The sequence below is a fragment of the Methylobacterium sp. 142-1Y genome, assembly GCF_057747795.1.
The window spans coordinates 4,322,858-4,349,503 of the sequence record NZ_CM173224.1 but is presented as its reverse complement, the minus strand read 5'-3'; the positions used below and the strand labels follow the sequence as shown (position 1 = coordinate 4,349,503).

24 protein-coding genes are annotated in these 26,646 nt (G+C 71.4%); 13 read left to right on the top strand and 11 right to left on the bottom strand.

The window, feature by feature from the left end:
• The first annotated feature begins 23 nt into the window (after nt 1-23).
• From AC3AOF_RS19860 to AC3AOF_RS19850, 3 genes are all read left to right on the top strand, one after another.
• Nucleotides 24-3,218 carry a PAS domain-containing sensor histidine kinase gene (locus AC3AOF_RS19860; RefSeq protein ID WP_488346278.1) on the top strand — a complete coding sequence of 1,065 codons (3,195 nt, stop codon included), beginning with the start codon at nt 24-26 and terminating at the stop codon, nt 3,216-3,218.
• Nucleotides 3,219-3,295: 77 nt separating this feature from the next.
• Complete coding sequence (locus tag AC3AOF_RS19855; RefSeq protein WP_488346277.1) at nt 3,296-4,636, top strand: ABC transporter substrate-binding protein; 1,341 nt, start codon at nt 3,296-3,298, stop codon at nt 4,634-4,636.
• Between the two features lie 278 nt (nt 4,637-4,914).
• Nucleotides 4,915-6,261: an MFS family transporter gene (locus AC3AOF_RS19850; RefSeq protein ID WP_236989247.1), complete on the top strand. Its 1,347-nt coding sequence runs from the start codon at nt 4,915-4,917 to the stop codon at nt 6,259-6,261.
• 272 nt (nt 6,262-6,533) lie between these two features.
• Here AC3AOF_RS19850 and msrP read toward each other — a convergent pair whose 3' ends face one another.
• On the bottom strand, nt 6,534-7,508 hold the full coding sequence (gene msrP, locus AC3AOF_RS19845; protein ID WP_236989248.1) for a protein-methionine-sulfoxide reductase catalytic subunit MsrP: 975 nt from the start codon (nt 7,506-7,508) through the stop codon (nt 6,534-6,536).
• A gap of 198 nt (nt 7,509-7,706) precedes the next feature.
• Between msrP and AC3AOF_RS19840 the strand changes: the two genes are divergently transcribed.
• Nucleotides 7,707-7,940, top strand: a complete 234-nt coding sequence (locus AC3AOF_RS19840; RefSeq protein ID WP_236989249.1) for a hypothetical protein — start codon at nt 7,707-7,709, stop codon at nt 7,938-7,940.
• 21 nt (nt 7,941-7,961) lie between these two features.
• Here AC3AOF_RS19840 and AC3AOF_RS19835 read toward each other — a convergent pair whose 3' ends face one another.
• Entirely contained in the window at nt 7,962-10,055 is a 2,094-nt protein-coding gene (locus tag AC3AOF_RS19835) for a methyl-accepting chemotaxis protein (protein ID WP_488346276.1), read from the bottom strand.
• A gap of 277 nt (nt 10,056-10,332) precedes the next feature.
• Complete coding sequence (locus AC3AOF_RS19830) at nt 10,333-10,785, bottom strand: GatB/YqeY domain-containing protein (protein WP_236989250.1); 453 nt, start codon at nt 10,783-10,785, stop codon at nt 10,333-10,335.
• A 162-nt stretch (nt 10,786-10,947) separates the two neighbouring features.
• Here AC3AOF_RS19830 and carA point away from each other — a divergent pair, with 162 nt between their 5' ends.
• The 3 genes from carA (at nt 10,948) to AC3AOF_RS19815 (ending at nt 13,413) form a co-directional block, all read left to right on the top strand.
• On the top strand, nt 10,948-12,162 hold the full coding sequence (carA, locus tag AC3AOF_RS19825) for a glutamine-hydrolyzing carbamoyl-phosphate synthase small subunit (RefSeq protein WP_488346275.1): 1,215 nt from the start codon (nt 10,948-10,950) through the stop codon (nt 12,160-12,162).
• Between the two features lie 137 nt (nt 12,163-12,299).
• Nucleotides 12,300-12,671, top strand: coding sequence for a hypothetical protein (locus AC3AOF_RS19820; protein ID WP_236992737.1), 372 nt, complete (start codon nt 12,300-12,302; stop codon nt 12,669-12,671).
• A gap of 34 nt (nt 12,672-12,705) precedes the next feature.
• Entirely contained in the window at nt 12,706-13,413 is a 708-nt protein-coding gene (locus tag AC3AOF_RS19815) for a class I SAM-dependent methyltransferase (protein ID WP_488346274.1), read from the top strand.
• 594 nt (nt 13,414-14,007) lie between these two features.
• Here the strand turns inward: AC3AOF_RS19815 and AC3AOF_RS19810 are convergent.
• Nucleotides 14,008-14,490 (bottom strand): GNAT family N-acetyltransferase, encoded by a 483-nt coding sequence (locus tag AC3AOF_RS19810; RefSeq protein WP_236989253.1) that lies wholly within the window; start codon nt 14,488-14,490, stop codon nt 14,008-14,010.
• A 157-nt stretch (nt 14,491-14,647) separates the two neighbouring features.
• Between AC3AOF_RS19810 and AC3AOF_RS19805 the strand changes: the two genes are divergently transcribed.
• A complete protein-coding gene (locus tag AC3AOF_RS19805; protein WP_236989254.1) occupies nt 14,648-15,961 on the top strand; it encodes a flavin monoamine oxidase family protein in 1,314 nt (437 codons plus the stop codon).
• A gap of 18 nt (nt 15,962-15,979) precedes the next feature.
• Here AC3AOF_RS19805 and AC3AOF_RS19800 read toward each other — a convergent pair whose 3' ends face one another.
• From AC3AOF_RS19800 to AC3AOF_RS19785, 4 genes are all read right to left on the bottom strand, one after another.
• Nucleotides 15,980-16,336, bottom strand: a complete 357-nt coding sequence (locus tag AC3AOF_RS19800; protein ID WP_236989255.1) for a hypothetical protein — start codon at nt 16,334-16,336, stop codon at nt 15,980-15,982.
• A 145-nt stretch (nt 16,337-16,481) separates the two neighbouring features.
• Nucleotides 16,482-16,742, bottom strand: coding sequence for a hypothetical protein (locus AC3AOF_RS19795; RefSeq protein WP_236989256.1), 261 nt, complete (start codon nt 16,740-16,742; stop codon nt 16,482-16,484).
• Nucleotides 16,743-16,809: 67 nt separating this feature from the next.
• A complete protein-coding gene (locus tag AC3AOF_RS19790; protein ID WP_488346273.1) occupies nt 16,810-17,928 on the bottom strand; it encodes a S1C family serine protease in 1,119 nt (372 codons plus the stop codon).
• Between the two features lie 8 nt (nt 17,929-17,936).
• On the bottom strand, nt 17,937-18,923 hold the full coding sequence (locus AC3AOF_RS19785) for a DUF817 domain-containing protein (RefSeq protein WP_488346272.1): 987 nt from the start codon (nt 18,921-18,923) through the stop codon (nt 17,937-17,939).
• Nucleotides 18,924-19,000: 77 nt separating this feature from the next.
• On the opposite strand from AC3AOF_RS19785, the gene AC3AOF_RS19780 reads away from it, so the two are divergent.
• The 5 genes from AC3AOF_RS19780 (at nt 19,001) to AC3AOF_RS19760 (ending at nt 24,385) form a co-directional block, all read left to right on the top strand.
• The gene (locus AC3AOF_RS19780) at nt 19,001-19,342 is read left to right on the top strand and encodes a hypothetical protein (RefSeq protein WP_488346271.1); all 342 of its coding nucleotides are present in this window, start codon (nt 19,001-19,003) and stop codon (nt 19,340-19,342) included.
• Between the two features lie 98 nt (nt 19,343-19,440).
• Entirely contained in the window at nt 19,441-21,609 is a 2,169-nt protein-coding gene (scpA, locus tag AC3AOF_RS19775; protein ID WP_488346270.1) for a methylmalonyl-CoA mutase, read from the top strand.
• A gap of 86 nt (nt 21,610-21,695) precedes the next feature.
• Nucleotides 21,696-23,585 carry a peptidoglycan DD-metalloendopeptidase family protein gene (locus tag AC3AOF_RS19770; RefSeq protein ID WP_488346269.1) on the top strand — a complete coding sequence of 630 codons (1,890 nt, stop codon included), beginning with the start codon at nt 21,696-21,698 and terminating at the stop codon, nt 23,583-23,585.
• Nucleotides 23,586-23,754: 169 nt separating this feature from the next.
• Nucleotides 23,755-24,000, top strand: coding sequence for an AbrB/MazE/SpoVT family DNA-binding domain-containing protein (locus AC3AOF_RS19765; protein ID WP_236989262.1), 246 nt, complete (start codon nt 23,755-23,757; stop codon nt 23,998-24,000).
• Nucleotides 23,972-24,385 carry a type II toxin-antitoxin system PemK/MazF family toxin gene (locus AC3AOF_RS19760; protein ID WP_236989263.1) on the top strand — a complete coding sequence of 138 codons (414 nt, stop codon included), beginning with the start codon at nt 23,972-23,974 and terminating at the stop codon, nt 24,383-24,385. Before AC3AOF_RS19765 ends, AC3AOF_RS19760 begins: the two co-directional genes overlap by 29 nt.
• 21 nt (nt 24,386-24,406) lie before the next feature.
• Here AC3AOF_RS19760 and AC3AOF_RS19755 read toward each other — a convergent pair whose 3' ends face one another.
• From AC3AOF_RS19755 to AC3AOF_RS19745, 3 genes are read right to left on the bottom strand one after another with little or no spacing between them, the layout of a single operon-like run.
• Nucleotides 24,407-25,024 (bottom strand): alpha/beta hydrolase, encoded by a 618-nt coding sequence (locus AC3AOF_RS19755; RefSeq protein ID WP_488346268.1) that lies wholly within the window; start codon nt 25,022-25,024, stop codon nt 24,407-24,409.
• Nucleotides 25,025-25,048: 24 nt separating this feature from the next.
• Nucleotides 25,049-25,813, bottom strand: coding sequence for an HpcH/HpaI aldolase family protein (locus AC3AOF_RS19750; RefSeq protein WP_488346267.1), 765 nt, complete (start codon nt 25,811-25,813; stop codon nt 25,049-25,051).
• A gap of 31 nt (nt 25,814-25,844) precedes the next feature.
• Complete coding sequence (locus AC3AOF_RS19745; RefSeq protein WP_488346266.1) at nt 25,845-26,522, bottom strand: glutathione S-transferase family protein; 678 nt, start codon at nt 26,520-26,522, stop codon at nt 25,845-25,847.
• Between the last annotated feature and the right edge of the window lie 124 nt (nt 26,523-26,646).

The window sequence follows — 26,646 nt, the reverse complement described above, 5'->3', positions numbered from 1 at the left end:
GCGGTGGTGCGCGGGGAGAAGCAGTGGGTCGGGACGTGCTCTTCGAGACGACGATCGAGGCCCTGCGGGCCGTTCCGACCTTCGGGCAGCGGATCGCCGGTGACGATCGCGCGTTCCTGCTCCTCGACCGGACGGCGACGCGGCTGCTCCACGCCTCCCCAGCCGCCGCGCCGTTGTGCGAGACGCTCGCGGATGCGGACGGGCGGATCGATTCGTCCCTCGGTCTTCCGGCGCAACTGCGGGGCTCCCTGAGCCTGCCCGTCGGGACGGCGCAGCCGCGGTTGGAGCGCCTGCGCCTCGCCGGGCGCCTCGCCCCGCCGCTGCTCTGCGCCTGCCTGCCCGCCGCCCTGCCGGACGGCGAGACCGGCCTCGCCGTCGCGATCCTCGATCCCCTGCCCGTCCGTCGCCCTCGCCGCGCGCCGGCCTTCGCCGGTTCCACGGCAGCCCTGCCCGCCGCAGCGGCGGAGCCGGGCCCCGAACCCGCCCCCGCGCCGGTCCCCGCCGCGACGGAGCCGGCTCCCCGTCCGGCTCCCGGGCCCGGCCTGCGCTTCCTGTGGCGCAGCGACGCCCGCGGCTGTCTCGTCGAGGTGACCGGCGGGTTGTCCGAGACCGTCGGCGCCTCCCCGGTCGGGCGGAGCTGGGACGAGCTGCTCGCCGGCCCGGTCGAAGCGGAGCCCGACATGGGCTCGTCCTTGGGTTCGTCCTTGGGCTCGTCCTTGGCCGAGGCCCTGGCGCAGCGCCACACCTTCCGGGCCGTGCCTTTGCGCTGGCGCATCGCGGGCACCCGCGAGGCCGTGGCGGTCGACCTCTCGGGCGCCCCCCGCCTCGGGGCCGGCCGCGCCTTCGCGGGCTTCAGCGGCTTCGGGGTCATCCATCCGGAGCGGGTCGTCCCCGCGGCCGACCGGCCCGAGACGGCCGAGCCGAAGCCGCCCCGCCCTTCCTTACGCGAGCGCGCCGCCGCGGTGATCGCCGTCGGGCGCCAGCCCGCCGCGGATCCCGCGGCATGGCATCATCCCGCCCCGGATTCAGCGCCCCGCCCCGACACGGTGCCCGCCTCCCCGCCGCGCATGCCGGAGCCCGATCCGGATGCGCCCGACTTCGCGTCCCTCGCCGGGGCGACCATGGCGGAATTCGCCGGCCTGATGGCGGCCCCCTTCGCGCATCTCGGGATGAGCTGGGGATTCGGGACGCGGACGCCCCCTCCGCCGGCAGAGGCATCCGCCGCGAAAGCGATGTCGCCCCCGGTGCAGGCGCAGCCCGAGGGAGCGGGGTCCCGAGAGGCGCACCTGCAAGAGGCGCACCTGCGAGAGGTTAACCTGGGAGACTCGCACCCGGACGAGTCGTCTTCGGGAGGGGAACACTCCGGAGAGTCACCGCACCGGGACGCGTCCCAGGCTGCCCCTCCGTCCCCACCGGCACATGCCGCCAGCTTCCTTGCCGCCGGCTCCCTTGCCGCCGAGCCCCTTGCCGCCGAGCCCGATTCCTCTGCGCCCCCGGCGGACGATCCGTCACCGTCCGCCGAGTCCCCGGCGGAGGAGCGGCCGCGCAACCCCTCCCTCTCCCTCAACGAGCACGCGGCGTTCCGGGAGATCGCCCGGGCGCTGGGCGCCCGCTTCGCCGGGGATCCGGAGAGCGCCGAGGCCGCGCCGCCCGCGGCTCCGGCGCCGCACGGGGCGCCGATCCGGAATGCGGTGACGCCGTTTCGCGGGGCGCAGGCGCTCGCTCGCCTCCCCGAGCCCGGCGCCGAGGCGGCGCTCGCCCGCCTCGTCGAGCGGCTGCCGGTCGGGCTCCTGGTCCATCGCGGCGACGAGGTGCTGCTCGCCAACCGCCATCTCCTGGCCCTGTCGGGCTACGACAGCCCCGAGGCCCTGGCGGCGGCCGGCGGGTCGGGGGTGATCTTCCGCGGCCGCGACCCGTCCGCCTCTTCCGGGCCCGGCGAGAGCGCCCCGATCGCACTGGCGACCCGGACCGGCGGCAGCGTGCCGGTCGGCGTCACCGTCGGGGTGATCGAGTGGGACGGTGCGCCCGCGAGCCTGCTGACGATCCGGCGCCTGCCCGATGCCGATCCGGTTCAGTCGCTGGCGGCGGCCGAGGTCCATCTCGCCCACCGCGACGCCAACCTGCGCGAGACCACGGCGATCCTCGACGCGGTCACCGACGGGGTGGTGGTGCTCGACGAGGAGGGCCGCATCGTCAGCATGAACCGCGGCGCGCAAGGCCTGCTCGGCGCCGATCCCCGCGAGGTCGCGGGCGAGCCCCTGATCGGGCTGTTCTCGCCCGAGAGCCGCCCGGCCGCCCAGGCCGCCCTGCTGCGGGCGAGCGCCGGGGCCACCGCGACGACCGGCGACGAGGTCATCGCGCGGGGGCCGGACGGCCCGCTGCCCGTGATCCTCACCCTGGCGCCGGTGGCGAGCGGGCCACCGCGCCGCGTCGCCGCGGTGTTGCGCGACGTCTCGGCGTCACGGCGCACCGAGGCCGAACTGGTGCGGGCCCGCCGCGAGGCCGAGCGGGCGAGCGCCCAGAAGTCGGATTTCCTGGCCACGATCAGCCACGAGGTCCGCACGCCGCTCAACGCCATCATCGGCTTTGCCGAGGTGATGCTGGAGGAGCAGTTCGGTCCCGTCGGCAGCGAGCGCTACCGCGACTACCTGCGCGACATCCGGACCTCCGGCGAGCACGTGGTCAGCCTGGTCAACGACCTCTTGGATCTGGCCAAGATCGAGGCCGGCCACCTCGACCTCGCCTTTGCGGGGCTTGCCCTCAACGACCTCGTGGCGGCCTCGGTCGCCCTGATGCAGCCCCAGGCCGCGCGCCAGCGGGTGGTGATGCGCACGAGCTTCGCCGCCGGCCTGCCGGCGGTGCTGGCCGACCAACGGTCGTTGCGCCAGGCCGCCCTCAACGTGATCTCGAACGCGATCAAGTTCACCGATGCGGGCGGGCAGGTGATCGTCTCGACGGCGGCGACCGACCGGGGCGGCGTGGCGCTCCGGGTGCGCGACACCGGCATCGGCATGAGCCCGGAGGAGGTCGAGACCGCGCTCCAGCCCTTCCGCCAGATCGCCACCGCCCAGCGCCGCGGCGGCGGCACGGGCTTGGGCCTGCCGCTGACCAAGGCGCTGGTCGAGGCGAACCGGGCCAGTTTGCGGATCACCAGCCGCAAGGGCGAGGGGACGCTGGTCGAGGTGCTGTTCCCGGCCACCCGGGTGCTCGAATCCTGACCTATCGCCCGAGCGGTCCCGGGCTTAGGCTCCACCGCTCGATGGTCCCCGCCGAAAAGCCCCGTCAGGACACGGCCATGCCGCCCCGCCCCGCCGTCATCGCCGTCCTCCTGAGCCTCCTCGCCGGCCCCGCCGCCGCGGTCGACGGCCTGCCGCTGACCATCCTTACCGAGCGCACCGGCCCGATGGCCGCCGTCGGCACGCCGCTGGCGAACGGCTTGTCGGACTACCTGACCATGCTCGGCCGGCGCGACGGCGGCGTCGGCGGAATCCCGCTCGCAGTCGAGGAATGCGAGACCGGGGGCGAGGCGGCGCGGGCGCTTTCCTGCTACGAGGCGGCGGTCGCCCGCGGCAGCATCGCGCTGGTTCCCGGCAATGCCGACGCAGCCCTGGCGCTGCTGCCGCGGCTTTCCGCCGACCGGATGCCCCTCGTCGCCGCCGGCTACGGCCCGGCCGCGATGGCGCGGGGCGACGTGCTGCCCTGGGCCTTCGCGCCGCCGGCGACGGTGTGGGATGCCTTGAGCGTGGCGCTGGCCTTCGTCGGGCAAGGCGGCAGCGAGGACAGCCCGCAAGGGCGCAGCCTCGCCTATGTCCACCGCGACAGCCCGGCCGGGCGCGAGCCGGAGCCGGTGCTGCGGGCGCTGGCATCCGAGGCCGGCCTCGCCTTCCGCGCCTATGCCCTGCCGGACGGTGCCTCGCTCGACGAGAATACGGCGCCGTGGCGCGCCGTGCGGGCGGCGGATCCCGACGCCGTGATCCTCGATGCCACCGCCGGCCTCTCCGGCACGCCGCTGCGCGACGCCGCCGCCGCGGGCCTGCCCCTCAACCGGGTCGTCGTGGTCGGCTGGACCGGCGAGGACGACCTGCTGCGGCCGGCCGCCGGCGCCCGGGATCTCACCGCCAAGGGCCTGCGCACCGTGACCTGGCACGCGCCGGGCGACAGCTTCCCGGCCTTCGACCAGATCGACCTCCTGGTCATCGATGCCGGGCTGTCGCGCACGCCCAAGGAGGACAGCCCCGGCCCGCTCTACAACCGCGGCGTCTATGCCGGGGTGATCCTGGCCGAGGGCATCCGCAACGGCCAGCGCCTCGCCGGCAAGCGGGCGATCGACGGGCCCGAGATGCGCCGCGGGCTCGAGGCGATCAACCTCGATCCGGTGCGCTGGAAGGAGCTCGGCCTCGTCGGCTTCGCCCGCCGCATCCGCCTCACCTGCGCCGATCATAGCGGCCGGCGCCCGCTCACCCTGCAGGAATGGACCGGCGCCCGCTGGGTGCAGGTCGGCGACGAGATCTCGGCCCCGCGCGAGCGCCTGAATCCGCACCTCGACGCTGCCGTGGCGGCCCAGGCCGAACGCGTCGCCGGCGAGACCGGCACCGGCGGCGCGAAGCCCCGGGAGGCCTGCCCGGCGAGTCCCTGACAAGTCTTCGCAGGATTGCCGCATTGCCGCATGATGTCCGCCCTGGTCTTGCCGGTTTCCGTCGAGGATCCGGACGCCGTTTCGGATGTGGAATTTTGCGATTCGGGACCTTGCGTCAGGCCTCTCTCCTTGGGACATTCGGCGCCGGATAGAGGAAAATGCGGGAATGGTGCGGTGCGGGGCTGTACCCCGGCCCGGCATTCTCCTAGTGCGGACACGGCGCGAGGCCCATGCGGCCTGCCACCATCGCCGACCCCCGGGAGGAGACAGACGCCGCGATGACCACCACCGTCCAGAGCCGACCCGGGGCCGACAGCCTCGCCTCACCGAATCCCACCATCGCGGCCTACGACAACAAGGCCCGCATCAAGGCCATCATCGGCTCCTCGTCGGGCAACCTCGTCGAGTGGTACGATTTCTACGCCTATGCCTTCACGGCGATCTACTTCAAGGACGTGTTCTTCCCCGGCGCCGACCCGACGGTGCAGCTCATCAACACCGCGGCGGTGTTCGCGATCGGCTTCCTGATGCGGCCGATCGGCGGATGGCTGTTCGGCCGCGTCGCCGACCGCTACGGCCGCAAGACCTCGATGCTGATCTCCGTGATGATGATGTGCGCCGGATCGCTCGTCATCGCGATCCTGCCGACCTACGCCCAGATCGGGGTCTTCGCGCCGATCCTGCTGCTCTTCGCCCGCATGGCGCAAGGGCTCTCGGTCGGCGGCGAGTACGGGACCTCGGCGACCTACATGAGCGAGGTGGCGCTGAAGGGGAAGCGCGGCTTCTACGGCTCGTTCCAATACGTCACGCTGATCGGCGGGCAGCTGCTGGCCTCGCTCGTCGTCGTGCTGGTGACCCTCACCCTCGACGACAAGGCGATGACCGCCTGGGGCTGGCGCATCCCGTTCTTCATCGGTGCCGCCGCCGCCGTGGTCGCCCTCTACCTGCGGCGCTCCCTGCACGAGACCTCGACCGTCGAGACCCGCACCTCTCGGGAGGCCGGCAGCATGGCGTCGATCTGGCGCAACCATCGCCGCGCCTTCCTCACCGTGCTCGGCTACACCGCCGGCGGTTCGCTGATCTTCTACACCTTCACCACGTACATGCAGAAGTACCTGGTGAACACCGCGCACATGGACAAGAAGACCGCCAACCTGGTGATGACGGCGGTGCTGTTCACCTACATGGTGGCGCAGCCCTTCTTCGGCATGTTCGCCGACAAGTTCGGCCGCAAGACCTCGATGCTGCTGTTCGGCGGGCTCACCACCCTGCTGACCGTGCCGCTGATGCACGCGATCGGCGACGCGCAGAGCCCGGTCGCGGCCTTCGCCCTGATCACCGCGGCGCTCCTATGCGTCTCGTTCTACACCTCGATCAGCGGCCTGGTGAAAGCCGAGATGTTCCCGGCCGAGGTGCGCGCGCTCGGCGTCGGCCTGTCCTACGCCATCGCCAACGCGATCTTCGGCGGCTCGGCCGAGTTCGTGGCGCTGAAGTTCAAGGAATACGGCTACGAGACCACCTTCTTCTGGTACGTGACGGCGATGTGCGCCATCGCGTTCCTGGTCTCGCTGCAGATGCCCGACAGCCGCAAGTCCGGTTATCTGCAGGGTGACGGGACGGCGTAACAACGGTCACCACGCCGAACCCCCCCACTGAACTCGGGCAAGCCCGAGTTCCGCATCCAAATGCCCAAGTCGGCTTGCCCGACTTGGGATGGGGGACGGTGGCCCCTGGGTCAGCACGGGCCGGGAGAGGGGCAGCGCGACGGTGCTGCAGAGGGCGCCCTTCACAGCGGTTCAGTCTTGTCCGGAAGCGGCGCCCCCTCTCCCGCCCCGCATCCGCGGGGCACCCTCCCCCGCAAAGGGGGGAGGGTTTCAGGCGACGCGGCCCTCGCTCCTCACGCGAACAGGCGTTCCTTCTCGAGCCCCTTGTACAGATCCGCCACCTGCGCGCCGTAGCCGTTGTAGATCAGCGTCGGCACCCGCTCGTCGGTGCCCAGCACCCGCTCGCTCGCCTGGCTCCAGCGCGGATGCGGCACCGCCGGGTTCACGTTGGCCCAGAAGCCGTATTCCGAGGCCTGCAAGCCCTCCCAGAAGGTCTTGGGCCGCTCCGCCGTGAAGGTGATGCGGTTGATCGACTTCACCGACTTGAAGCCGTATTTCCACGGTACGGCCAGCCGCAGCGGCGCACCGAACTGGTTGAGCAGCGGCTTGCCGTAGACCCCGGTCACCATGAAGGCGAGCTCGTTGTTCGCCTCGGCCATCGTCAGGCCTTCCGTGTAGGGCCAGGGATAGAAGAACGCCCGCTGGCCCGGCGCCATCGCCTTGTCAATGAAGGTCTGCATCTGGATGTACTTGGCGTCGCCCTTCGGCTTGGCGAGCGCCACCAGGGCCGAGAGCGGGAAGCCGGTCCACGGCACCGCCATCGACCACGCCTCGACGCAGCGGTGGCGATACAGCCGCTCCTCCAGCGCCATCTTGCGCACCAGATCCTCGAAGCCGATCTCGAACGGCTTCTCGACGAGCCCGTCGATCTTGATCGTCCAGGGCTGGACCTTCAGGGCGTCGGAGCCCGGCGTGACGGTCTTGTTGGTGCCGTACTCGTAGAAATTGTTGTAGTCGGCGCTGTAGCGCTCGGCGGTCAACGGGCGGTCGAGGGTGTAGGCCGGGTTCTGCCTGGCCGGATAGAGGTCGGCGGTCTTCACCGCCCCGGTCCCCGCCCCCGGCACCGCGGCGAGAGCCGGCCCGCCGGCGAGGGAGGCCGCGGCCAGCCCGAGGGTGCCGCCGAGGAGCGCCCGGCGGTCGAGGAAGACCGATTCGGGCGTGGCGAGGCGCTCGGGCATCTCCCAGCCGCGCTTGACCTTGATGAGCATGGACCCGTCCCCTTGAGACCTGTCCCCGTGAGGGCAGGGATACCTGCAGCGGAGATCGGGGCGAACGACACTCTGCGCAAATCACGGTTCAGCGAGGCGGGCATCTCGGGGATCGGCGAGGCTCTGCCGCGGCGAAAGGCGTACCCACGATGGCAGCTCGACCGAGGACAGGCGGGCTGCCACGTGCGATAGAACCTGATGCCCGCCAAAAAACCGAAACAGACCGCCTTCACCGTCGCCGTCTCGGCGGCCGACGACGGGGCCAGCGCCTTGGGCCTGCGGGTCTACGTCGCCATGGCGAACGATCCCCTCGCGGCCGTTGCCGCCGTGCAGGCGGTGGCGCCGCAGGCGGCGGTGGAGCTGAGCGGCACCCTCTCGGACCGCCTCGCCGCGCGGCTGAAACTGCGCCCCGGCGAGGTACGGCCGATCTGATCGGCCGCACCGAGACGTGGATCACGCCGCCCGGACGGTGGCGAGGAAGCGCTTCACCTCGGCCGAGAGCTGCTCGGATTGCCGCGACAGCTCGGAGGAGGCCGCGAGCACCTGCGTTGCCGCAGCCCCCGTCTCCTCGGCAGCGCCCGCGACCGCGGTGATCGTGTGCGTCACCTGATTGGTGCCGTCGGCGGCCTCCGCGACGTTGCGGACGATCTCCTGGGTCGCCGCGCCCTGCTCCTCGACGGCGGCGGCGATTCCCACCGACACGCGGCTGATCTCGGCGATCCGCCCGGTGATCGCCTCGATCGCCGAGACGGCGTCTCCGGTCTTGCCCTGGATGCGGCCGATCTGGCCGGTGATCTCCTCGGTGGCTCGTGCCGTCTGCCCGGCGAGTTCCTTCACTTCCGCCGCAACCACGGCGAAGCCGCGTCCGGCGGCCCCGGCGCGGGCGGCCTCGATGGTGGCGTTCAGCGCCAGGAGGTTGGTCTGGCTGGCGATCGACGAGATCAGCCCGACCACGTCGCCGATGCGCGACACGGCCTCGCTCAGCTCGCGCATGTGCCCGGCCGTGCCGGCGGCCTCGTCGACGGCGGTGCGGGCGAGCGCCGCCGAGCCCGAGACCTGGCGGCCGATCTCGTGAACCGAAGCGCCGAGTTCCTCCGCGGCGGCCGCGACGGTGCCGACATTCTCGGCGGTCTGCCCGGCGGCGGCGGCGACGGCCGTGGAGCGCCCGGCGGTCCGGGTGGCGCCGTCGGTCATCACCGCGGCGGTGGCCTGGAGCTCGGTGGCGGAGGCCGCGACCTGGCCGACGATGCCGCCGACGGCGTGCTCGAAGGCGTCCGCCATCTGGCGCATGCCGGCGCGGCGCTGCTCCTCGGCCGAGGCGCGGGCGAGCGCCGTCTCCTCCTCCAGGGCCCGGGTGCGGATCAGGTTGTCGCGGAACACCCGCACGGTGGCGGCCATGGCGCCGATCTCGTCGCGGCGCCCTTGCGCCGGCACCGCCACGGTGGCGTCGCCCTCGGCCAAGGCCTGCATCGCCTGCGTCATGCGCCGGATCGGCAGGGCGATGCGGAAATGCGCCACCGCGCAGCTCAAGGCGACGAGCAGGAGCGCCGCCCCGAACAGGGCCGCGTTCAGGATCAGACGGCGTTGTGCCGCCTCGGCCGAGGCATCCGCCGATGCCACGCCGGCGGCGAGGGCCTCGTTGGCCACCGCCACGATGGTGTTGAGCTTCGGGGTGACGAATTTCTGCCACTCGGGCAGGCTCATGGCGGCCTCGGAGCCGGGCGAGAAGGCGCGCAGGTTGCGCTGGATCACCGCCGTCACTTCAGGCGTGAAATAGGCGCCTTGCGCCGTCGCGACCGTCGTGGCGATCGCGGGCGGCAGGTCGGAGGTCGCCGCCTCGACGAGCTTCCACGTCGCCTCGTAGCGGCCGCGCAAGGTCTGCACCGCCTCGGCCTGCTCCAGGGTCAGAGGCGTCTGGCTCGACAGCACGGTGTTGACCACGACGGCGAGCGAGCCGGCATTGGCCCGGGTCGCCCAGGCGTTGTTCTTGGCGCCGGTCAGCACGCGGGTCTCGGGATCGAGGCGGGCCATCTGCCGTTCGAGGGCGGCGGAGACCCGCTCGAGCCGGGCCAGCACCGCGTCGCCGGTCTTCAGCACCCGCGGGGCCAGGGCCTTGTCCCGGGCGCCCGTCTCGAGGCCGTAGGCCGCATCCGCCACGCGCCGCAGGGCGAGCTGGTCGTCGTAGGCGGAGCCGAGATCCTTCAGCGTCTCGGCGAAGCCCGGAACGGCGAGGTCGGCAGGCGCCGCGAGGAGCGCCCGGATCGCGGTATCGACCCGGCCGCGATGGCCGTCGATCACCTTGCGCATCGCCCCGACCTGCTCGCCCGACAGGCTCAAGGTGGCGGCGGTGTCGCCGCGCTCCGAGCGGAAGGCCTGCATCGCCTCGAGGATGCGCTGGTCGAGCTTCGCCGCGGCGGCGACGGTCTGGGCGTTGCGGTGGCCGGTCCAGGCCGACACCACCCCGTCGAGCGTCATCGCACCGACGATCGCCCCGAGGGCGAGCGCAATTCCGAGCACCAGGGCCCGGATGGACAGCAACGACTTCACCGCGACCCCCTGAATGCCGGAAACCGCCCGGATTTCACGCCGACAGGGTCGCAGAGGACGACAACTTCCCTAAAGAAGCACTAACTACCGCGGGCTTTCGTGACAAAGCCGGATGCTTGATCTGCGACTATGCTCCGAGCCTCGAAGCGCGACTGGATAACAGGCACATGACTGCCTAGGACTTGCGAAACGGCCGCACAGAAGAATCCGGAACGGTCCCCGCAGGACGTCCCGTCGGCACCGCGATGGGGCCCCCTCGCCGGGGGCCCGGGTCGCGTCAGGCCAGCATGCCCTTCACGAGGCCGCTCGCCTTGGCGAAGTCCATTCGGCCGGCATACTTCCCCTTGAGGGCGGCGATGACCTTGCCCATGTCCTTCGGCGAGGCGGCGCCGGTCTCCGCGATGGCGGCCTGGATCGCCGTGCGGGTCTCGTCCTCGTCCATCTGCTGGGGCAGGTACTGGGCGATGATCGCGGCCTCGGCACGCTCGCCCTCGGCGAGTTCGGGGCGGCCGCCCTGGTCGTAGACCGTGGCCGATTCGTTGCGCTGCTTGATCATCTTCTGGAGCAGGGACAAGATCTCCTCCTCGGAGAGCGGCTCCTTGCCGAGGCCGCGGGCCTCGATGTCCTTGTCCTTGAGGGCGGCCTGGATCAGCCGGACGGTGGCGAGCTTCGCCTTGTCGCCGCCCTTCATGGCTTCCTTCATCTCGGCGGTGAGGCGCTGGCGCAGCATGCCGGTCTCCTGGTGTTGTCGTGTCGTGCAAGGCACTTGAAAGGTGAGGCACTTGAGGGGATACCGGGGCATCCCCAGATTGACCGGGCCGCCGCCGGCCTCGTAAACAGCCGGCCGCGCCCGTCGGCCATGCCCGGCCGCGACATAAGCGAGTTCACGATCATGCTGCAAGACGACGCGGCCGCCCCCGCGCAACCCGAAGGCTGGGCCGAGCCCGTCGCGACCGCCCTGCTGGTGCTCGCCGACGGCACGGTTCTGGAGGGTTTCGGCATCGGCGCCACCGGCGAGGCCGCCGGCGAGGTCTGCTTCAACACCGCGATGACCGGCTACCAGGAGATCCTGACCGATCCGTCCTATGCCGGGCAGATCGTCACCTTCACCTTCCCCCACATCGGCAATGTCGGCACCAACGACGAGGACCTGGAGAGCCTCGACGCGGCACCGGCTTCCGGCGTGCGCGGCGCGGTGATCGCCTCGGCGGTGACGAACCCGTCCAACTGGCGCTCCTCGCGCCACCTCGACGGCTGGCTGAAGGCCCGCGGCATCGTCGGCATCACCGGCGTCGACACCCGCGCGCTCACCGCCCTGATCCGCGACCGCGGCATGCCGAACGCGATCCTGGCGAACGACCCGGAAGGCCGCTTCGACCGCGAGGCCCTGATCGCCAAGGCCGCCGCGCTCCCGCCGATGGAAGGCCTCGACCTCGTGCCGCCGGTGACGAGCAAGGCCTCGACGACCTGGGGTGAGACCTCCTGGCAGCACCCGGCCGGCTACGGCAGCCGGGCGGCGGGCGAGGGACTCAAGGTCGTGGCGATCGATTACGGCGTGAAGCGCAACATCCTGCGCCTGCTCGCCAAGGCGGGCTGCGACGTCACCGTGGTGCCGGCCACCGCGAGCGCCGAGGAGGTGCTGGCGCTCAAGCCCGACGGCGTCTTCCTGTCGAACGGCCCGGGCGATCCGGCGGCGACCGGCGAATACGCCGTGCCGGTGATCCGCGCCCTCCTCGATAAGAAGGTCCCGACCTTCGGCATCTGCCTCGGCCACCAGCTGATGGGCCTGGCGCTCGGCGGCCGCACGGTGAAGATGAGCCAGGGCCATCACGGCGCCAACCATCCGGTGAAGGACCACACCACCGGCAAGGTCGAGATCGTCTCGATGAACCACGGCTTCGCGGTCGATCCGTCGAGCCTGCCGGACAACGCCGTCGAGACCCACGTCTCGCTGTTCGACGGCTCGAATTGCGGCCTGTCGCTCACCGACCGTCCGGCCTTCTCGGTGCAGCACCACCCGGAGGCCTCGCCGGGCCCGCAGGACAGCCACTACCTGTTCGACCGCTTCGTCAGCCTCATGCGTGAGACGAAGAGCAGCAACGCGTAATTCCGAAAAAGGTTGCGCCGGTTCCGGCCGCAGCCACAAAAAACCCGAACTCGCGGCCGATTCTCCCGGCCGTCCACCGCCCTGGAGCGACGACGAGGAACGATCGTCGCGGGGCCGCGATTCGGGGCTTGAATCCAGTGACCGACCACGCCGCCACCGACAGCTTCTCGCGCCTGCACCGCACCTTCACCACCCATCTCGGCATCGCCGTGGGGCTGGCCTGGGTGACCACGCTGGCGGCCGCCGCCCAGGCGCCCTGGGTGCGCAACATCCGCGCGCTGATCGACCCGACCGCGGGCCGCGTGGAAAGCACCTGGTCGTTCCTGTTCGCGATGCCGGTGGTGCTGACCGTGGCTTGGCTCGGCGCCGTCTACGGCCGCGAGACCCTGCGCGAATTGCGCGCCCTGCCGAACGACGCCGCCGAGTTCGCGCTCGCCGCCGCCGTCGCCTTCGCGGTGTTCTACCTCTCGATCGACCGGGCCGTCTCGGTTCTGCTCATCGGCGGCTGACGCCGCCGCGTGCGCGGAAGGCCGGAGGATCGGCGTGATCTCGTCCTGGCGCGAATTCTGGGACCGGGACAACCCGATCTACGTCAATGCTCGCCACAAGGCCCGGCACTATGCCGGGCTGGCCGAGGAGATCGCCGCCCTGGTGCCGCATCCGGGCGCCCATGGTCCCGGCGCCCATGTGCTCGATCACGGCTGCGGCGAGGCGCTGTACGCCGACCGGGTCGCGGGAGTTTGCGGCCGGCTCCTCCTCTGCGACGCCTCCCCGCGCCAGCGCGACGCCCTGGGACAGCGTTTCGCCGCCTGCCCGACCATCGCGGTTCTCTCCCCCGACGACGTCGCCGCCCTGCCGGCGGCGAGCCTCGACCTCGTGGTGGCGAATTCCCTGGCGCAATACCTCACGGTCTCGGAACTCGATGCCTGCCTGCGGGACTGGCGCCGGCTGCTGAAGCCGGGCGGGCGCCTGATCCTCGCCGACGTGATCCCGCCGCATCTCGGCGCCGCGGCTGATGCGACGGTCCTTCTCGCCTTCGCCCGGCGCGAGGGTTTCCTCGTGGCGGCCGCCATCGGCCTCGTCCGTACCCTGCTCTCGGATTACCGCTCGCTGCGTCGGACGCTGGGTCTTGCCCGGTACGAGGAGGCCGCGATGCTGGCCCGGCTGCGGGAGGCCGGCTTCCATGCCGAGCGGATGCCGCGCAATCTCGGGCACAATCAGGGGCGGATGGCGTTCTCGGCATGGGCGTGACGGTTCGGCAACCGGGCGCGACGAGTCCGAACCGGCACCACTCGCCGCCATAGCGAAGCTCGACATCGCCGATAGCCCATGATGGCGCCGCGGCACTTCGAAATCCAGCGATGCCCTGATCGATCTCCTCGAACAGACCCGCTCTGCTGCACGTCCTTCAGAGACTGTTTGATACAATTTCATGATGATCGCTTCGCGACGCGGAAATCAGCTTGGCTCATGCGTGTGAGGCGGAAACTCACGGTCGGGGGCTGTTGATACGATTTTCGACAAGAATCTTCTGGAAATCGTGTGAAAGGGATTTTTGTTCAAGAACTGTGGAAACCAAGGCTCTCCCACCCTCTCACCTCATCCTGAGGTGCGACTGAAAGGAGCCTCGAAGGAGGGCTCCAGTTAGCTCGGAGATTTCTGGAGCCCTCCTTCGAGGCTCCCTACGGTCGCACCTCAGGATGAGGTGGCGGGCAGGATACCACCCAATAAACTCAAGTATTTTTCAGAAATTGCCACTTAAACAGGCTCTCATCATGAGGTGAGAGGGCGGGATATCTCGTGATCCACCTCATTTTTCGGCGTACAACTCACTCAAAACGGCTCTCACAATGCCTGGAACATCACCAGCGCATCCACCTCACCGTGAGCCGGATGCCGGAACGCCAGCGGCAGCCGCCCGACCGTCTCGAAGCCGAGCGAGTGCCACAGCCGCACGGCCCGCTCGTTCGTGCTGACGACGAAGTTGAACTGCATCCCCCGGTAGCCGCGCGCGCGGGCGTGATCGAGCGAGTGTTCGGCCATCCGCCGGGCGATTCCGCGTCCCGTTGCGCCTTGGCGCGTCATGTATCCGCAATTGCAGACGTGGCGGCCGCCGCCGGCCTGATTGGCCCGCATGTAGTAGGTGCCGAGGATCTCGCCGGTCTCCACGGCGACGAAGGTCTCCTTGTCCGGCCCCGTCCAGTAGGCCAGGGCCTCGGCCTCGCTCATCTCCGGGTCGAGGGTGTAGGTTTCGCCGGCGCGGATCACCGGGGCGATGATCGACCAGATGGCGGGGGCGTCGTCGGGGCGGGCGGGGCGAATCAGCATGGCGGCGCTCATAGCGAGCGATGCCGCGGCGCGGAAGCGCGGGTGTCGAAGCGGGCGATATTTCGCCGCGCGACGCTCGTTTTCGCCGCGCGAGGCTTGCCGGCGGCCCGCCGCCGCCGAGGTGAGGACGAACAGGACATCGAGACGGAGAATCGGGATGACGCTGTCGCGTCGCTCCCTGCTAGCCGGGGCCGCCATCCTGGCCGCCTCGGCCAAGGCCCGCGCCGCGGCGGATGCCGACGTCGCGGTCATCGGCGCGGGCGCCGCGGGCCTTGCCGCGGCGGCGGCGATCCGGCGCGGCGGCCACAGCGTCGTGGTGCTGGAAGCGCGCGGGCGCATCGGCGGGCGCGCCTTCACCGAGACCAGCTTGGGCCCGGGACGCAGCTTCGATGCCGGCGGGCAATACGTGCACTGGGCCGAGCGCAATCCGTGGCGGGAGATCGTGCGGGCCGCGGGCGTCCGCACCAGCGACGATGCCACCAGCCCCTGGCCGGTCCTGGTGCGGGACGGCGTGCGGGCGAGCGAGACCGAGCGGCGTCAGCGCCGGACCGGCTTCGGCCGGGTGAGCGCCCTCCTCGACCACCCGGCCGGCCCGGACCGCTCGGTGGCGCAGGCCGTTGCCGGCGAGGACGAGGCGGTGCGGGCCGCAGCGACCGGGCTCACCCGCCTCACCCTCGGCGAGGAGCCGGACCGGGTCTCCGCCGCCGATTACGACCAGCTCTGGTCCGGCGACGACATCTGGGTCGACGGCTACGGCGCCCTGGTGGCCGGCCATTATGCCGACCTGCCGGTGCGGCTGGACACGCCCGTGACGGCGATCGATTGGGGCGGCCCGGGCGTCGCCGTCGAGACGCCGCGCGGGACCCTGCGGGCGGCCTGCGCCATCGTGACGGTGCCGGTCGGCGTGCTGGCCTCGGGGTCCTTGCGCTTCACCCCCGCCCTGCCGGCGGCGGCGGCGGACGCGGTGGCGGGGCTGACGATGGGTGCCTACACCAAGATCGGCCTCGCCCTCGACCTCGCCCGGCTGAAGGCTCAGGACTTGCGCGATGCCGTGATCCTGCGAACCGGCACGCCGGGCCTCACCGCCTATCTGGAGATGCAGCCGTTCGGGAAGCCGCTGGCGGTGCTGCATTGCGGCGGCGACGGCGCCCGCGCCCTGTGCGAGGCCGGCGAGACGGCGGCCCTCGCCGCGGCGACCGACCATCTCGTGAGCGTCTTCGGGGCGGAGATCCGCGCCGCGGTCACCGGAGGCCGCCTCGCCGCCTGGTGGACCGATCCGTTCGCCCGCGGCAGCTACTCGCTCGCCCGGCCGGGCCACCTCGCCGCCCGCGACGCCCTGCGCCTGCCGGTCGCCGGGCGGATCTTCCTCGCCGGCGAGGCCGCCGCGGGCGGGGCGGCGATGACGGTCGGCGGGGCGACGCTCGACGGCGAGCGGGCGGCGCGGGACGCGCTCAAGCGGCTCGGGTCGTGAGCCTCCGGGTCGTGAGGCTCAGTGCAGCGTCAGCCGCGGCCCCTCCGCCGGCCGGCGCTCCCAGGCCTGGACCAGGCTGCCGGCGACGCCGCCGTCGCACAGGCGGCTGCTGAGATCGCAAAAAATCTGCTCGCTCACCGCGAAGTCGGTGGCCATCTGGGCGTCGTCCGGCTCCTCGTCGGTCGAGGCGGTGAAGCGGTCGAAGGCGGCGGACATCGCCGCGAAGGCGAAGGCGACCGGCATGGTACGGAAGACCGTGGCGCCGTCAGCATCGACGTCGCCGGTATCGAGGTCGCGCATCCGCACGACGTAGCCGTCGGCATGCTCGACGATCTCGTATTGCCAGTGCCGGCCTTCACAGGCTGCCAGGATCATCACGCCCTCCGTCACGCCGAGTCCGTCGCGCCAAATCGCAGCGCAGGCCAGGTCACAGCGAATGCGGCGGAGGCCGGGAGGGTTCCGGAGCGGCGGATTTCGGGCGTGCGATTCGGTCCGGATCCTCGGCGGTCGAGGAGCGGAGCTAGCGCCCGGTATATCCGACCTCGTAGGCGGCCCGGCCGCTGACGCGCAGCGAGGTGCCGTTGCCGAGATCGACGAAGCCCGGCGCCGGCGCCCGGACGGCCGCGGGAGGCGCCTCGCGGCATTCGGGCCGGTCGGGCAGGCGCACGCCCGGCGGCGCGTCCTGCGGGCACAGGCGCGGCATGCGGGTGCCGCGCTCGCCCGCGGCAGCAGGCAGCGCGGCGGCCGTGAAGAGGAAGGCGGCCAGGAGGCGTGGAGTCACGAAAAACAAGCTCCAGGGCGGATCGGCGCCAGGATAGCCGATCCGGCCCCGCTCCGCGACCGGAGCGTCAGCGCCGGCGCTGCCCCATATCCGCCGGGGTGACCGAGAGGGTGATCGCCCGCCCGTCGCGCTCGACCTGGAGCGTCACGCTGCTGCCGACGCCGGCGGCTTCGAGGGCCGCGGTGAGGTCGGCCAGCCGGCGCACCGGGCGGCCGTTCACCCCCATGATGATGTCGCCGAGTTCGCCCGTCGCCGGATCGACGCCCTGGAGGCCGGCCTGGGCGGCGGGGGAGCCGGGCAGCACCCGCACCACGACGAGACCGTCGATGCCGAGGCGGGCCGCCGCCTCCTCGCTCGCCGCCACGATGCCGATGCCCGGATTCGGGGTGCGGCCGGTGCGGATCAGGTTCGGCACCACCCGGTTGACGATGTCGACGGGAATTGCAAAGCCGATCCCGGCGCTGGCGCCGGACGGCGAGAAGATCGCGGTGTTGACGCCGATCAGGCGCCCGGCGGAATCGAGCAGCGGCCCGCCGGAATTGCCCGGATTGATCGCCGCGTCGGTCTGGATCACCCCGGAGAGCTCGCGTCCTTCCGCGGTCGGAAGCCGGCGCTGGAGCGCGCTCACCACGCCGGTGGTCAGGGTGTGGTCGAGGCCGAACGGGTTGCCGATCGCGTAGGTGAACTGCCCGACCTTGAGGTCGGCGGAGGTGCCGATGGCGATCGGCGGCGGGCTCGCGGTGACGCGCCCGAGCTTCAGCACGGCGAGGTCGTAGTTCGGGTCGGTGCCGGCTATCGTTGCGGGCACCACCTCGCCAGTGGAGAGCCGCACCTGGATGTCGCCGCCGCCCTGGATGACGTGGTTGTTGGTGACGATGTGGCCGGCCGCGTCCCAGACGAAGCCGGATCCGGTCTGCTCGCCCCCGCCCTGCCGGCGCTCGCCGGTCTCGGGATCGAAGGTCACCGCGCCCTGCGGCTGGCGGGCGAAGACGTAGACCACGGAGGGCGCCGCACGCTCGAACAGGGCCACGGTCGAGGCCTCGATCGGCGACAGGTCGCCGCGTGCCGTCACCGCCCGCGGCGCGTCGGCGGTTAACAGCAGGCTCGTGACGTAGGGCTGCGCTACGAACAGGGCCAGCAGCACGAGGGCGGTGGTCAGGGCGACCCGCAGGAAGCGATCGGGCACCGTATTCGTCACTCCGATGGGGAATTCGTCGAGAGGGGAGTTGCCGGAACGGAAGCGGCGACGGCCATCCGGGAAGTGGGCTTGGCAGCGCCCGCGTCAATGGCCGCGCTCGGCTCGGGCGGCGGCGTGGTGAACGCCTTCGGCCGGCTCACCAGCGCCACCAGCGTGTAGGAGATGATCATCAGGAGGAACCAGGAGCCGAATTTCGCCGGCGACACCGCCGCCCAGCCGGCGGCCTGGTGCGGGTAGATCCACCCCCGCGTCGCCGTGCCGATATTCTCGGCAAACCAGATGAACAGGGTGACGAGGAGCAGGCCGAGCAGCAGCGGCATGCGCCGCCAGGCCCGCCAGACCCGGAAATGAACGACAGCGGGGCCGAACAGGGCGGCGGCGGCGGCGAACAGCGCGAGGCGCAGGTCCGTCATCACGTGCTGGGTGAAGAAATTGGCGTAGATCGCCAGGGACAGGATCGCGAGGGCCGGGAGCGGCGGGTGGCGGGTGAAGCGGAAATCGAACAGGCGCCACACCCGGGCGAGATAGGACCCGACGCTGGCATACATGAAGCCGGTGAAGAGCGGCACGCCGCCGAGACGAAGCCAGCTCGCCTCGGGGTAGACCCAGGAGCCCATCCGGGTCTTGTACAGCTCCATGGCGGTGCCGACGGCGTGGAAGACCAGGATGACCTTGGCCTCCTCCCAGGTCTCGAGGCGGAAGGCGAGCATCGCGACCTGGATCGCGACCGCCGCGAGCGTCAGGAAATCGTAGCGGGCGATCGGCGCGCCGGCCGGCCAGGCGAGGTGCGTGAGGATCAGGAGGCCGCACATCGCCCCGCCGAACAGGCAGGCCCAGCCCTGCTTCACGCCGAAGCGCAGGAACTCGTAGAGGCCGGCCGCGACCGAGCCCTTGGCCCGCGCCCGTTCGCCGAGGCGTTCCTCGGCCGCCGCGAACCCGGCGAGCGGCGCCCAGAGCCGCGCGGCGCTGTCCGGCTGCGTCACGGCCGGGTGCTCGGGGAGGTTGCAGGCATGGGGACGGGTCTCTAGGCTTGTGGCCCTCCCCATACGAAAGGTCCGGAATGCTCCGCAAGCCGTCGCTGTCCCGTCTCGCCGTCATCGCCCCCGTTTTGGCCCCCCTCCTCGCCCTCGCCGGCCACGCCGAGGCCTCGCCCCGCGCCAACCGGGCGGAGGCCTGCAGCCGCGCCCGGAGCGACGGCGAACGGGAGGCGCTCGGCTGCTGGCGGCTGCGTCACGAGGCCGGCCGCGGCCAGCGCATCCACGGCGGCGCGGCGGTCGCGGATTTCTACGCCACCGTGCCGGCGGACCGGGAAGCGGTCGAATCGAAGGCGGACCAGCGTCGGCGCGACTGGGTGCGGGCGAGGGCCCGCGGCCGGGTGGCGGGGGGCGAGGGGGCGCGCTGACCGCGCCGCGCCTTCCGACCTTCAACCCATTGGCCGCGGCGGTACGCGCCCCTATAAGTTTGGCGACAAGGAACGCCAGCAACGAGAGCCGCAGGCCGATGACCCGCATCCCGGATTTCTCGGAAATCGCCTTCGCGCCGGCCGCGGCGGCCCATCAAGCCACGAGTGCGGCCGCCGCCGAGCCCTGGATGACCCCGGAGGGCATCCCGGTGAAGGCCGCTTACGGCCCACGGGACCGGGACGGGATCGACCTCGCGGGCTCCTATCCGGGCATCGCGCCGTTCCTGCGCGGGCCCTACCCCACCATGTACGCGACCCAGCCCTGGACGATCCGGCAATATGCCGGCTTCTCCACGGCGGAGGATTCGAACGCCTTCTACCGCCGCAACCTCGCGGCCGGGCAGAAGGGCCTGTCGGTCGCCTTCGACCTCGCGACCCACCGCGGCTACGATTCCGACCATCCGCGGGTCTCGGGCGATGTCGGCATGGCGGGCGTCGCGATCGATTCGATCTACGACATGCGGACGCTGTTCTCAGGCATCCCCCTCGACCAGATGACCGTGTCGATGACGATGAACGGCGCGGTGCTGCCGGTCCTCGCCCTCTACATCGTCGCGGCCGAGGAGCAGGGGGTGCCGCCGGAAAAGCTCGCCGGCACGATCCAGAACGACATCCTCAAGGAGTTCATGGTCCGCAACACCTACATCTACCCGCCGGCCGGGTCGATGCGGATCATCTCGGACATCTTCGCCTATACCTCGGCCAACATGCCGAAGTTCAACTCGATCTCGATCTCCGGCTACCACATGCAGGAGGCCGGGGCGACGCAGGACCTCGAACTCGCCTACACGCTGGCCGACGGCGTCGAGTATATCCGCGCCGGGATGGCGGCAGGGCTCGACATCGACAAGTTCGCTCCGCGCCTGTCGTTCTTCTGGGCGATCGGGATGAACTTCTTCATGGAGGTGGCCAAGATGCGGGCGGCGCGCCTGCTCTGGGCCTCCCTCGTCAAGGATTTCTCGCCGAAATCCGACAAGTCGCTGGCGCTCCGCACCCATTCGCAGACGAGCGGTTGGTCGCTGACGGCGCAGGACGTGTTCAACAACGTCACCCGCACCTGCGTCGAGGCGATGGCGGCGACGCAAGGGGGCACCCAGTCGCTGCACACCAATGCCCTCGACGAGGCGCTGGCGCTCCCCACCGACTTCTCGGCCCGCATCGCCCGCAACACCCAGCTGTTCCTGCAGCAGGAGAGCGGCACCACCCGGATCATCGATCCGTGGGGCGGCTCCTACTATGTCGAGCGGCTGACCCAGGATCTCGTCGCCCGCGCCTCCGCCCATATCCGCGAGGTCGAGGCGCTCGGGGGCATGGCGAAGGCCATCGAGGCCGGCATCCCGAAGCTGCGCATCGAGGAGGCGGCGGCCCGCACCCAGGCGCGGATCGATTCGGGCCAGCAGGTCATCGTCGGCGTCAACCGCTACAAGCCCGACGGCGACCGGGCGATCGACCTCCTGCGGGTCGATAACGGCAACGTCCGCACGCTCCAGATCGACAAGCTCAAGCGCCTGCGCGCCGAGCGCGACGGGCAGGCGGTCGAGGCGCGGCTCGCGGCCCTGACGGAGGCCGCGCAGGGCTCCGGCAACCTGCTCGCGCTCGCCGTCGAGGCGGCGCGAGCCAAGGCCACGGTGGGCGAGATCTCGGAGGCGCTGGAGCGGGCCTGGGGCCGGCACCGGGCCGAGATCCGGGCGATCTCGGGCGTCTACAAGCGGGAGATGGGCGGCATGTCGGCGGCGGTCGAGCGGGTGCGAGGGCAGGTCGAGGCCTTCGAGGAGGCCGACGGGCGCCGTCCCCGCATCCTCGTCGCCAAGATGGGCCAGGACGGGCACGATCGCGGCCAGAAGGTGATCGCGTCGGCCTTCGCCGATCTCGGCTTCGACGTCGATATCGGGCCGCTCTTCGCCACCCCCGAGGAAGCGGCGCGCCAGGCGGTGGAGAACGACGTCCACATCGTCGGCGTCTCGTCGCTGGCCGCCGGCCACCTGACGCTCGTGCCGGAACTGAAGCGGGCCCTCGACGAGGCCGGCCGGCCCGACGTGATGATCGTCGTCGGCGGCGTGATCCCGCCGGGCGACTTCGCGGCGCTCCGCCAGGCCGGCGCCTCGGCGATCTTCCCGCCCGGCACCGTCATCGCGGAGGCCGCCTCCTCGCTGATCGACGAGCTGAACGCCCGCCTCGGCTACGCGGCGCGGGAAGCGGCAGAGTAGGGAGAGCCGTCCGCGTCTCAAAACGGTCACGGTTTCGGCGCCAAGGGCGGGGCTCAAGCCTCCGCCTGATTCCAGGGCCCGATTCCTTGTCCGCTTTCGTCGACGCGCCCTCCCTTCCCGCTTCGCCCGTCGCGTCGCGGCCGCCCCGGCAGGCCCTCAACCTGCGCTGGCTCGCCGGCAGCCTGCTCACCGGCATCACCGGCGCCGGGCTGATCGGCGTCGCGCTCTACCTCGCCGCCGCCGACGGCGTGGTCGCGACGCCGCCCGAGCGGGCCCTGCCGCCCCACGGCGAGGCCGGGTCCGGCGACGCCGCCCGCAAGGGCGACCGGCTGGTGCGCGACGAGATGATCGTGGCGGCCAAGACCGCCTTCAAGGCGCCGATGAGCGAGCGGGCCGGCGAGCGCGAGGTGATCCGCCTCCACGCCTACGTGCAGATCGCCACCGAACTGCCCCTGCGCGCGCCCGACGTGCCGGTGCCGCCCTTCGATCCCATGCGCAGCGCCCGCATCGAGGCGCCGGCCGCCCCCGAGGGCGATACCGACCCGGCCGAGACCGCCGTCACCCTGACCCGCAGCCCGCTGGCCGAGGCGGCGCTCGACGACGATGCGCCTGCCCTCACCGATGCGGAGGTCGACGCCCTGGTGGCCGAGACCCAGACCCTCGCAAACGGGGCGCTGCCGCCGGCCTTCCCGGCCGAGCGCCTGCTGTCCCGGGCCCTGCGGCCGGCCGCGCTCCCCGACGATCCCGGGCTCGAGGCACGGTTCCGCAACATCGAGGTCCGGATCCTGCCCGAGAACCTGACCGAGATCCCGGAGACCAGCACCGGCGGCGAGAGTGCCGGCGGGCGGCTGGTCGAGGAGCGCGACCTCGTGCTCGCCAAGGACCAGAGCCTGGCGGATCTCCTCAAGCGCAACGGCGCCGAGCCGGCGCGGCTTAACGCCATGCTGGCGAGCCTCAGCGCGCGGGCGAAGGGCGACCTGTCCGAGGGCCAGCACGTGCGCCTGCTCATCGCCCCCGAGGGCGAGGGCCAGGGAAGCGGCAAGGGGAACGAGCGCGGCATCGTCCGGGTCACCCTCTACGGCGAGGACGGCATCCAGGAGATCGTGGCCGCCAACGACCGCGGCGGCTTCGTCTCGGTGGCGCCACCGCGCGCGGGCGCGACGCAGGACGACGACGAGGAATCCGGCGTCACCCTCTACGAGAGCCTGTACGGCACCGCGCTCAAGAACGGCGTGCCGCGCCCGATCATCGAGGAGATGGTCATGGCGCTGGCGACCTCCACCGACCTGCAGCAGCGCACCTCTGCGGGCGACCGGGCCGAGCTGTTCTTCACCGAGGACGACGACGCGAAGCCCGAGCTGCTCTATGTGGGCTTACGCGTCCACGACGAGACCTACGGCCTGTACCGCTACCGGGTGCCCGGCACCTCCGAGGTCGATTACCTCGACCCGAACGGCCGCTCGAGCCAGAAATTCCTGATGCGGCGCCCCGTGGCCGAGGGGCGGATCTCGTCGCCCTTCGGCCTGCGCCAGCACCCGATCCTCGGCTATTCCCGGCCGCATAACGGCGTCGACTGGGCGGCGACCCGCGGCACGCCGATCATGGCGACCGGCGACGGCACGATCGTGTCGGCCGGCGCCCGCTCGGGCTACGGCAACCGGGTCGAGATCCAGCACGCCAACGGCTACACCACCGCCTACAACCACATGGCCTATATCGGCCGCGGCATCGCGCCGGGCGCCCGGGTGCGTCTCGGCCAGGTGATCGGTGCGGTCGGCACCACCGGCCTCTCGACCGGTCCCCACGTCCATTACGAGGTCGCGATCAACGGCCGCTTCGTCGACCCGATGAAGATCCGCCTGCCGAGCGCCCGCGAGCTGACCGGCCCGAGCCTCGCCGCCTTCCGCCAAGCCGAGGAGCAGATCGACGCGCTGCGCCAGAAGCACGGGGGCAAGACGGTGGCGGAGCGGACGTGAGGGGATTTCGTCGCTGACGAGAAAAGACGCCGCATTGCCCGGCCTCCCCTCGCGCCCAAGCGGGCGACGCCCGTGCAAGCCTGGGGCGCACCTTGTGTGGAATCGCCTGTACGTATATACCTCGTATCGACAACCGATATGTGTCAGGGTGTGTGTTTGAGGTTTGGCAATGCTTGTGCAGTTCGCAAAATGGGGCAATAGTATCGCCCTGCGTATTCCGAGCCACGCATTACGTGAGCTTGGCGCGGCAGAAGGCATGACAGCAGACCTGAGTGTCGAATCCGGAAAATTGATTGTGAAGCCTATTCACCAGCAGCCTCGCTACTCGCTCGACGAGTTGCTCGCTGGCATCACAGAAGAGAATATTTATGAAGAATATTTCGCGGATGCTCCGCGAGGCGCGGAAATCGCCTGATCAGCCGCATTGCCCGGATCTCGGCGAGGTCATCGCCCTCGACTTCAGCCCGCAGGCCGGGCGCGAGCAGGCCGGCATCCGCCCGGCCCTCGTGCTCACGCCGAAGCGCTATAATACAGTGACGCGGCTTTGCATCGTCTGCCCGATCACCAGCCGCGTGAAGGATTATCCTTTCGCGGTTCCGGTCCCGGCGGGCATTGCCCTTCCGCCGGGTCTCGGCCTCCTCGACGGAGCGGAACAGGACAGCTTGCGCGGCGTGGTGCTGTCCGACCAGGCCAAGAGCGTGTCATGGCACGAGCGCGGTGCGTGCCCGCTTGCCGTTGCTCCGCCCGAACTGATGGCCGACGTGCGCGCCCGCCTCGCGGCCTTGCTCGGGCTTGCCTGAGAGACGATCGCGGCCGCCCGGTCAGCCGGGCCGTCCCGTCAACCACGTCTTCGCCCGCACCAGATCCGCCTGCGACAGGCCGTGGCCGGCGGGCAGCACCTCGTGGGTGACGGCGGCGCCCGCCTGCGTGAGCATCCCGGCGAGGCGCGCGGCGTTGTCGGCGGGCACGATCGGGTCCATCCGGCCCGACAGGATCAGCACCGGTTCACCCTGGAGGCGCCCGGCCGGCGGGGCGGAGAGCGGCACCATCGCCCGCAGCAGCACGGCGCCCGCGAGCACGCCCGGATGCAGCAGCATCAGGGCGGCGGCGATGTTGGCGCCGTTCGAGAATCCGACGGCGAGCGGCGCGGCGATGCCGTAGGCCTCCCGTGACGCGGTGACGAAACCGGCGAGGTCGCCGGCCCGGCGCACCAGGTCGGCCTCGTCGAACACGCCCTCGGCGAGGCGGCGGAAGAAGCGCGGCGCGCCGCCTTCCAGCACCTGGCCGCGGGGCGAGAGCAGGGCCGCCCCGGGCGACAAAGCCCGGCCGAGGGGCAGGAGGTCGTCCTCGTCGCCCCCGGTACCGTGCAGGAGCAGGAGCGGCACGGACCCCGCGTCGGTGGCGGGCTCGAAGCGGTGCTGGAACGACGGGGCGGCCATCTCGTGTCCTCCGGGGCGGGTGGGTCAGGTGTTGAAGAGCTTGGCAACCCGCTGCGTCTCGCGGGCGAGCAGGTGGGCGTCGCCGGCCACCGCCACGAAGCCGAACCCGGACTCGAAATCCGCTCGGGCGCCGGCCTCGTTGAAGTTGAGCAGTCCCGCCGCCTTGCCCGAAGCGCGGATCCGCGTCAGGGCCGCGGCGATCTCGGCCCGCACCGGAGCCGCATCGGGCTCGCCGAGATGGCCCATGCTGGCGGCGAGGTCGTTCGGGCCGATGAAGACGCCGTCGACGCCCTCGACCGCCGCGATCTCCCCGGCCGCCGCCAGCGCCTCCCTGGTCTCGACCTGCACGATGACGCAGACCTCGTCGCCCGAGCGAGCATGGTAATCCGGCCGCAGGCCATAGCCGGTGGCCCGGGAGGTGCCGGCGAACCCCCGGATGCCGTGGGGCGGATAGCGCGTCGCGGCGACGGCCCGGCGCGCCTCCTCGGCATTCTGCACGAACGGGAACATCAGCGAGCGGGCGCCCTGGTCGAGCAGGCGCTTGACCATCACCGGCTCGTTCCACGGCACCCGCACCACCGGCTCGGCGGTGCCGCCTTCCGCCGCCCGCAGGTGGTCGACGACCTGGATCAGGTCGTTGGGCGAATGCTCCATGTCGATCAGCATCCAGGCGAAGCCGGCCCCGGCGGCAAGCTCGGTGATGCCGGGCGCCCCGGTGGTCATCCACAGGCCGGCCTGGCGCCGCCCTTCCGCGAGCGCGCGCTTGAATGGGTTGTCGAAGGTCTTCATGACGTGTCTCCTCCCTTTTCCTGGTACCGGCTCAGACGGCCGGCTTCAGGTGCTTGAACATGTGCCCGCGCGCCTCGGCGTCGAGCTCCGCCTTGAAGGGGAAGCGGTCCTTCAGGGCGACGGCCTTCGCAGCGGCGGGGCGGGCCGCGATGGCGTCGTGGTGGCGCTTCAGGTTCGGGAACGCGTCGAAGGCGCCCTCGCCGAGCACGAAGGGCAGCATCCGGGCCCAGCCCCAGACCGCCATGTCGACGATCCCGTAGGCGTCGCCCACCATCCACTCGCGCCCGGCGAGATGGCCGTCGAGCACCCCGTAATGGCGCCTCACCTCGTACTGGTAGCGATCGTTCGCGTAAGGCACTGTCTCGGGGGCGAAATGGCGGAAATGCACCGCCTGGCCCGAGAACGGCCCGATGCCGGTCGCGACGAACATCAGCCAGGACAGCAGCGTGCCGCGCTCGGAGGCCGGCGCCAGGAAGCGGCCGGTCTTCTCGGCAAGGTAGAGCAGGATCGCATTCGAATCGAACACCACCGTGCCGTCGTCGACGATCACCGGCACCTTGCCGTTCGGGTTGAGCTTCAGGAAATCGGCCGAGAACTGCTCGCCCTTGCGGGTATCCACCGCCACCGGCTCGTAAGCGAGCCCCGCCTCCTCCAGGAAGAGCGCGACCTTCGTCGGGTTGGGCGAGCCGTTGAAGTAGAAGGTGATCATCCGGGCCTCCGGGGAGCGGGTGGGTCGTCCTCACAGGCCTCAAATCGCGGCCCGGATCAATCGAAGGCCCCGAAACCCAGCGTTGCCGCGCGGGGCCTGGACTCCGGGCGCCGATCCGCCATGG

Excerpts from the sequence above, each read along its gene's own strand:
- AC3AOF_RS19755 (WP_488346268.1), bottom strand. The coding sequence starts at position 25,024 with ATGGCCGCCCCGTCGTTCCAGCACCGCTTCGAGCCCGCCACCGACGCG.
- msrP (WP_236989248.1), bottom strand. The coding sequence starts at position 7,508 with ATGCTCATCAAGGTCAAGCGCGGCTGGGAGATGCCCGAGCGCCTCGCC.
- AC3AOF_RS19855 (WP_488346277.1), top strand. The coding sequence starts at position 3,296 with ATGCCGCCCCGCCCCGCCGTCATCGCCGTCCTCCTGAGCCTCCTCGCC.
- AC3AOF_RS19810 (WP_236989253.1), bottom strand. The coding sequence starts at position 14,490 with ATGCTGATTCGCCCCGCCCGCCCCGACGACGCCCCCGCCATCTGGTCG.
- AC3AOF_RS19850 (WP_236989247.1), top strand. The coding sequence starts at position 4,915 with ATGACCACCACCGTCCAGAGCCGACCCGGGGCCGACAGCCTCGCCTCA.
- scpA (WP_488346270.1), top strand. The coding sequence starts at position 19,441 with ATGACCCGCATCCCGGATTTCTCGGAAATCGCCTTCGCGCCGGCCGCG.
- AC3AOF_RS19750 (WP_488346267.1), bottom strand. The coding sequence starts at position 25,813 with ATGAAGACCTTCGACAACCCATTCAAGCGCGCGCTCGCGGAAGGGCGG.
- AC3AOF_RS19765 (WP_236989262.1), top strand. The coding sequence starts at position 23,755 with ATGCTTGTGCAGTTCGCAAAATGGGGCAATAGTATCGCCCTGCGTATT.
- AC3AOF_RS19800 (WP_236989255.1), bottom strand. The coding sequence starts at position 16,336 with ATGATCCTGGCAGCCTGTGAAGGCCGGCACTGGCAATACGAGATCGTC.
- AC3AOF_RS19760 (WP_236989263.1), top strand. The coding sequence starts at position 23,972 with ATGCTCCGCGAGGCGCGGAAATCGCCTGATCAGCCGCATTGCCCGGAT.
- AC3AOF_RS19805 (WP_236989254.1), top strand. The coding sequence starts at position 14,648 with ATGACGCTGTCGCGTCGCTCCCTGCTAGCCGGGGCCGCCATCCTGGCC.
- AC3AOF_RS19780 (WP_488346271.1), top strand. The coding sequence starts at position 19,001 with ATGCTCCGCAAGCCGTCGCTGTCCCGTCTCGCCGTCATCGCCCCCGTT.
- AC3AOF_RS19840 (WP_236989249.1), top strand. The coding sequence starts at position 7,707 with ATGCCCGCCAAAAAACCGAAACAGACCGCCTTCACCGTCGCCGTCTCG.
- AC3AOF_RS19745 (WP_488346266.1), bottom strand. The coding sequence starts at position 26,522 with ATGATCACCTTCTACTTCAACGGCTCGCCCAACCCGACGAAGGTCGCG.
- carA (WP_488346275.1), top strand. The coding sequence starts at position 10,948 with ATGCTGCAAGACGACGCGGCCGCCCCCGCGCAACCCGAAGGCTGGGCC.
- AC3AOF_RS19830 (WP_236989250.1), bottom strand. The coding sequence starts at position 10,785 with ATGCTGCGCCAGCGCCTCACCGCCGAGATGAAGGAAGCCATGAAGGGC.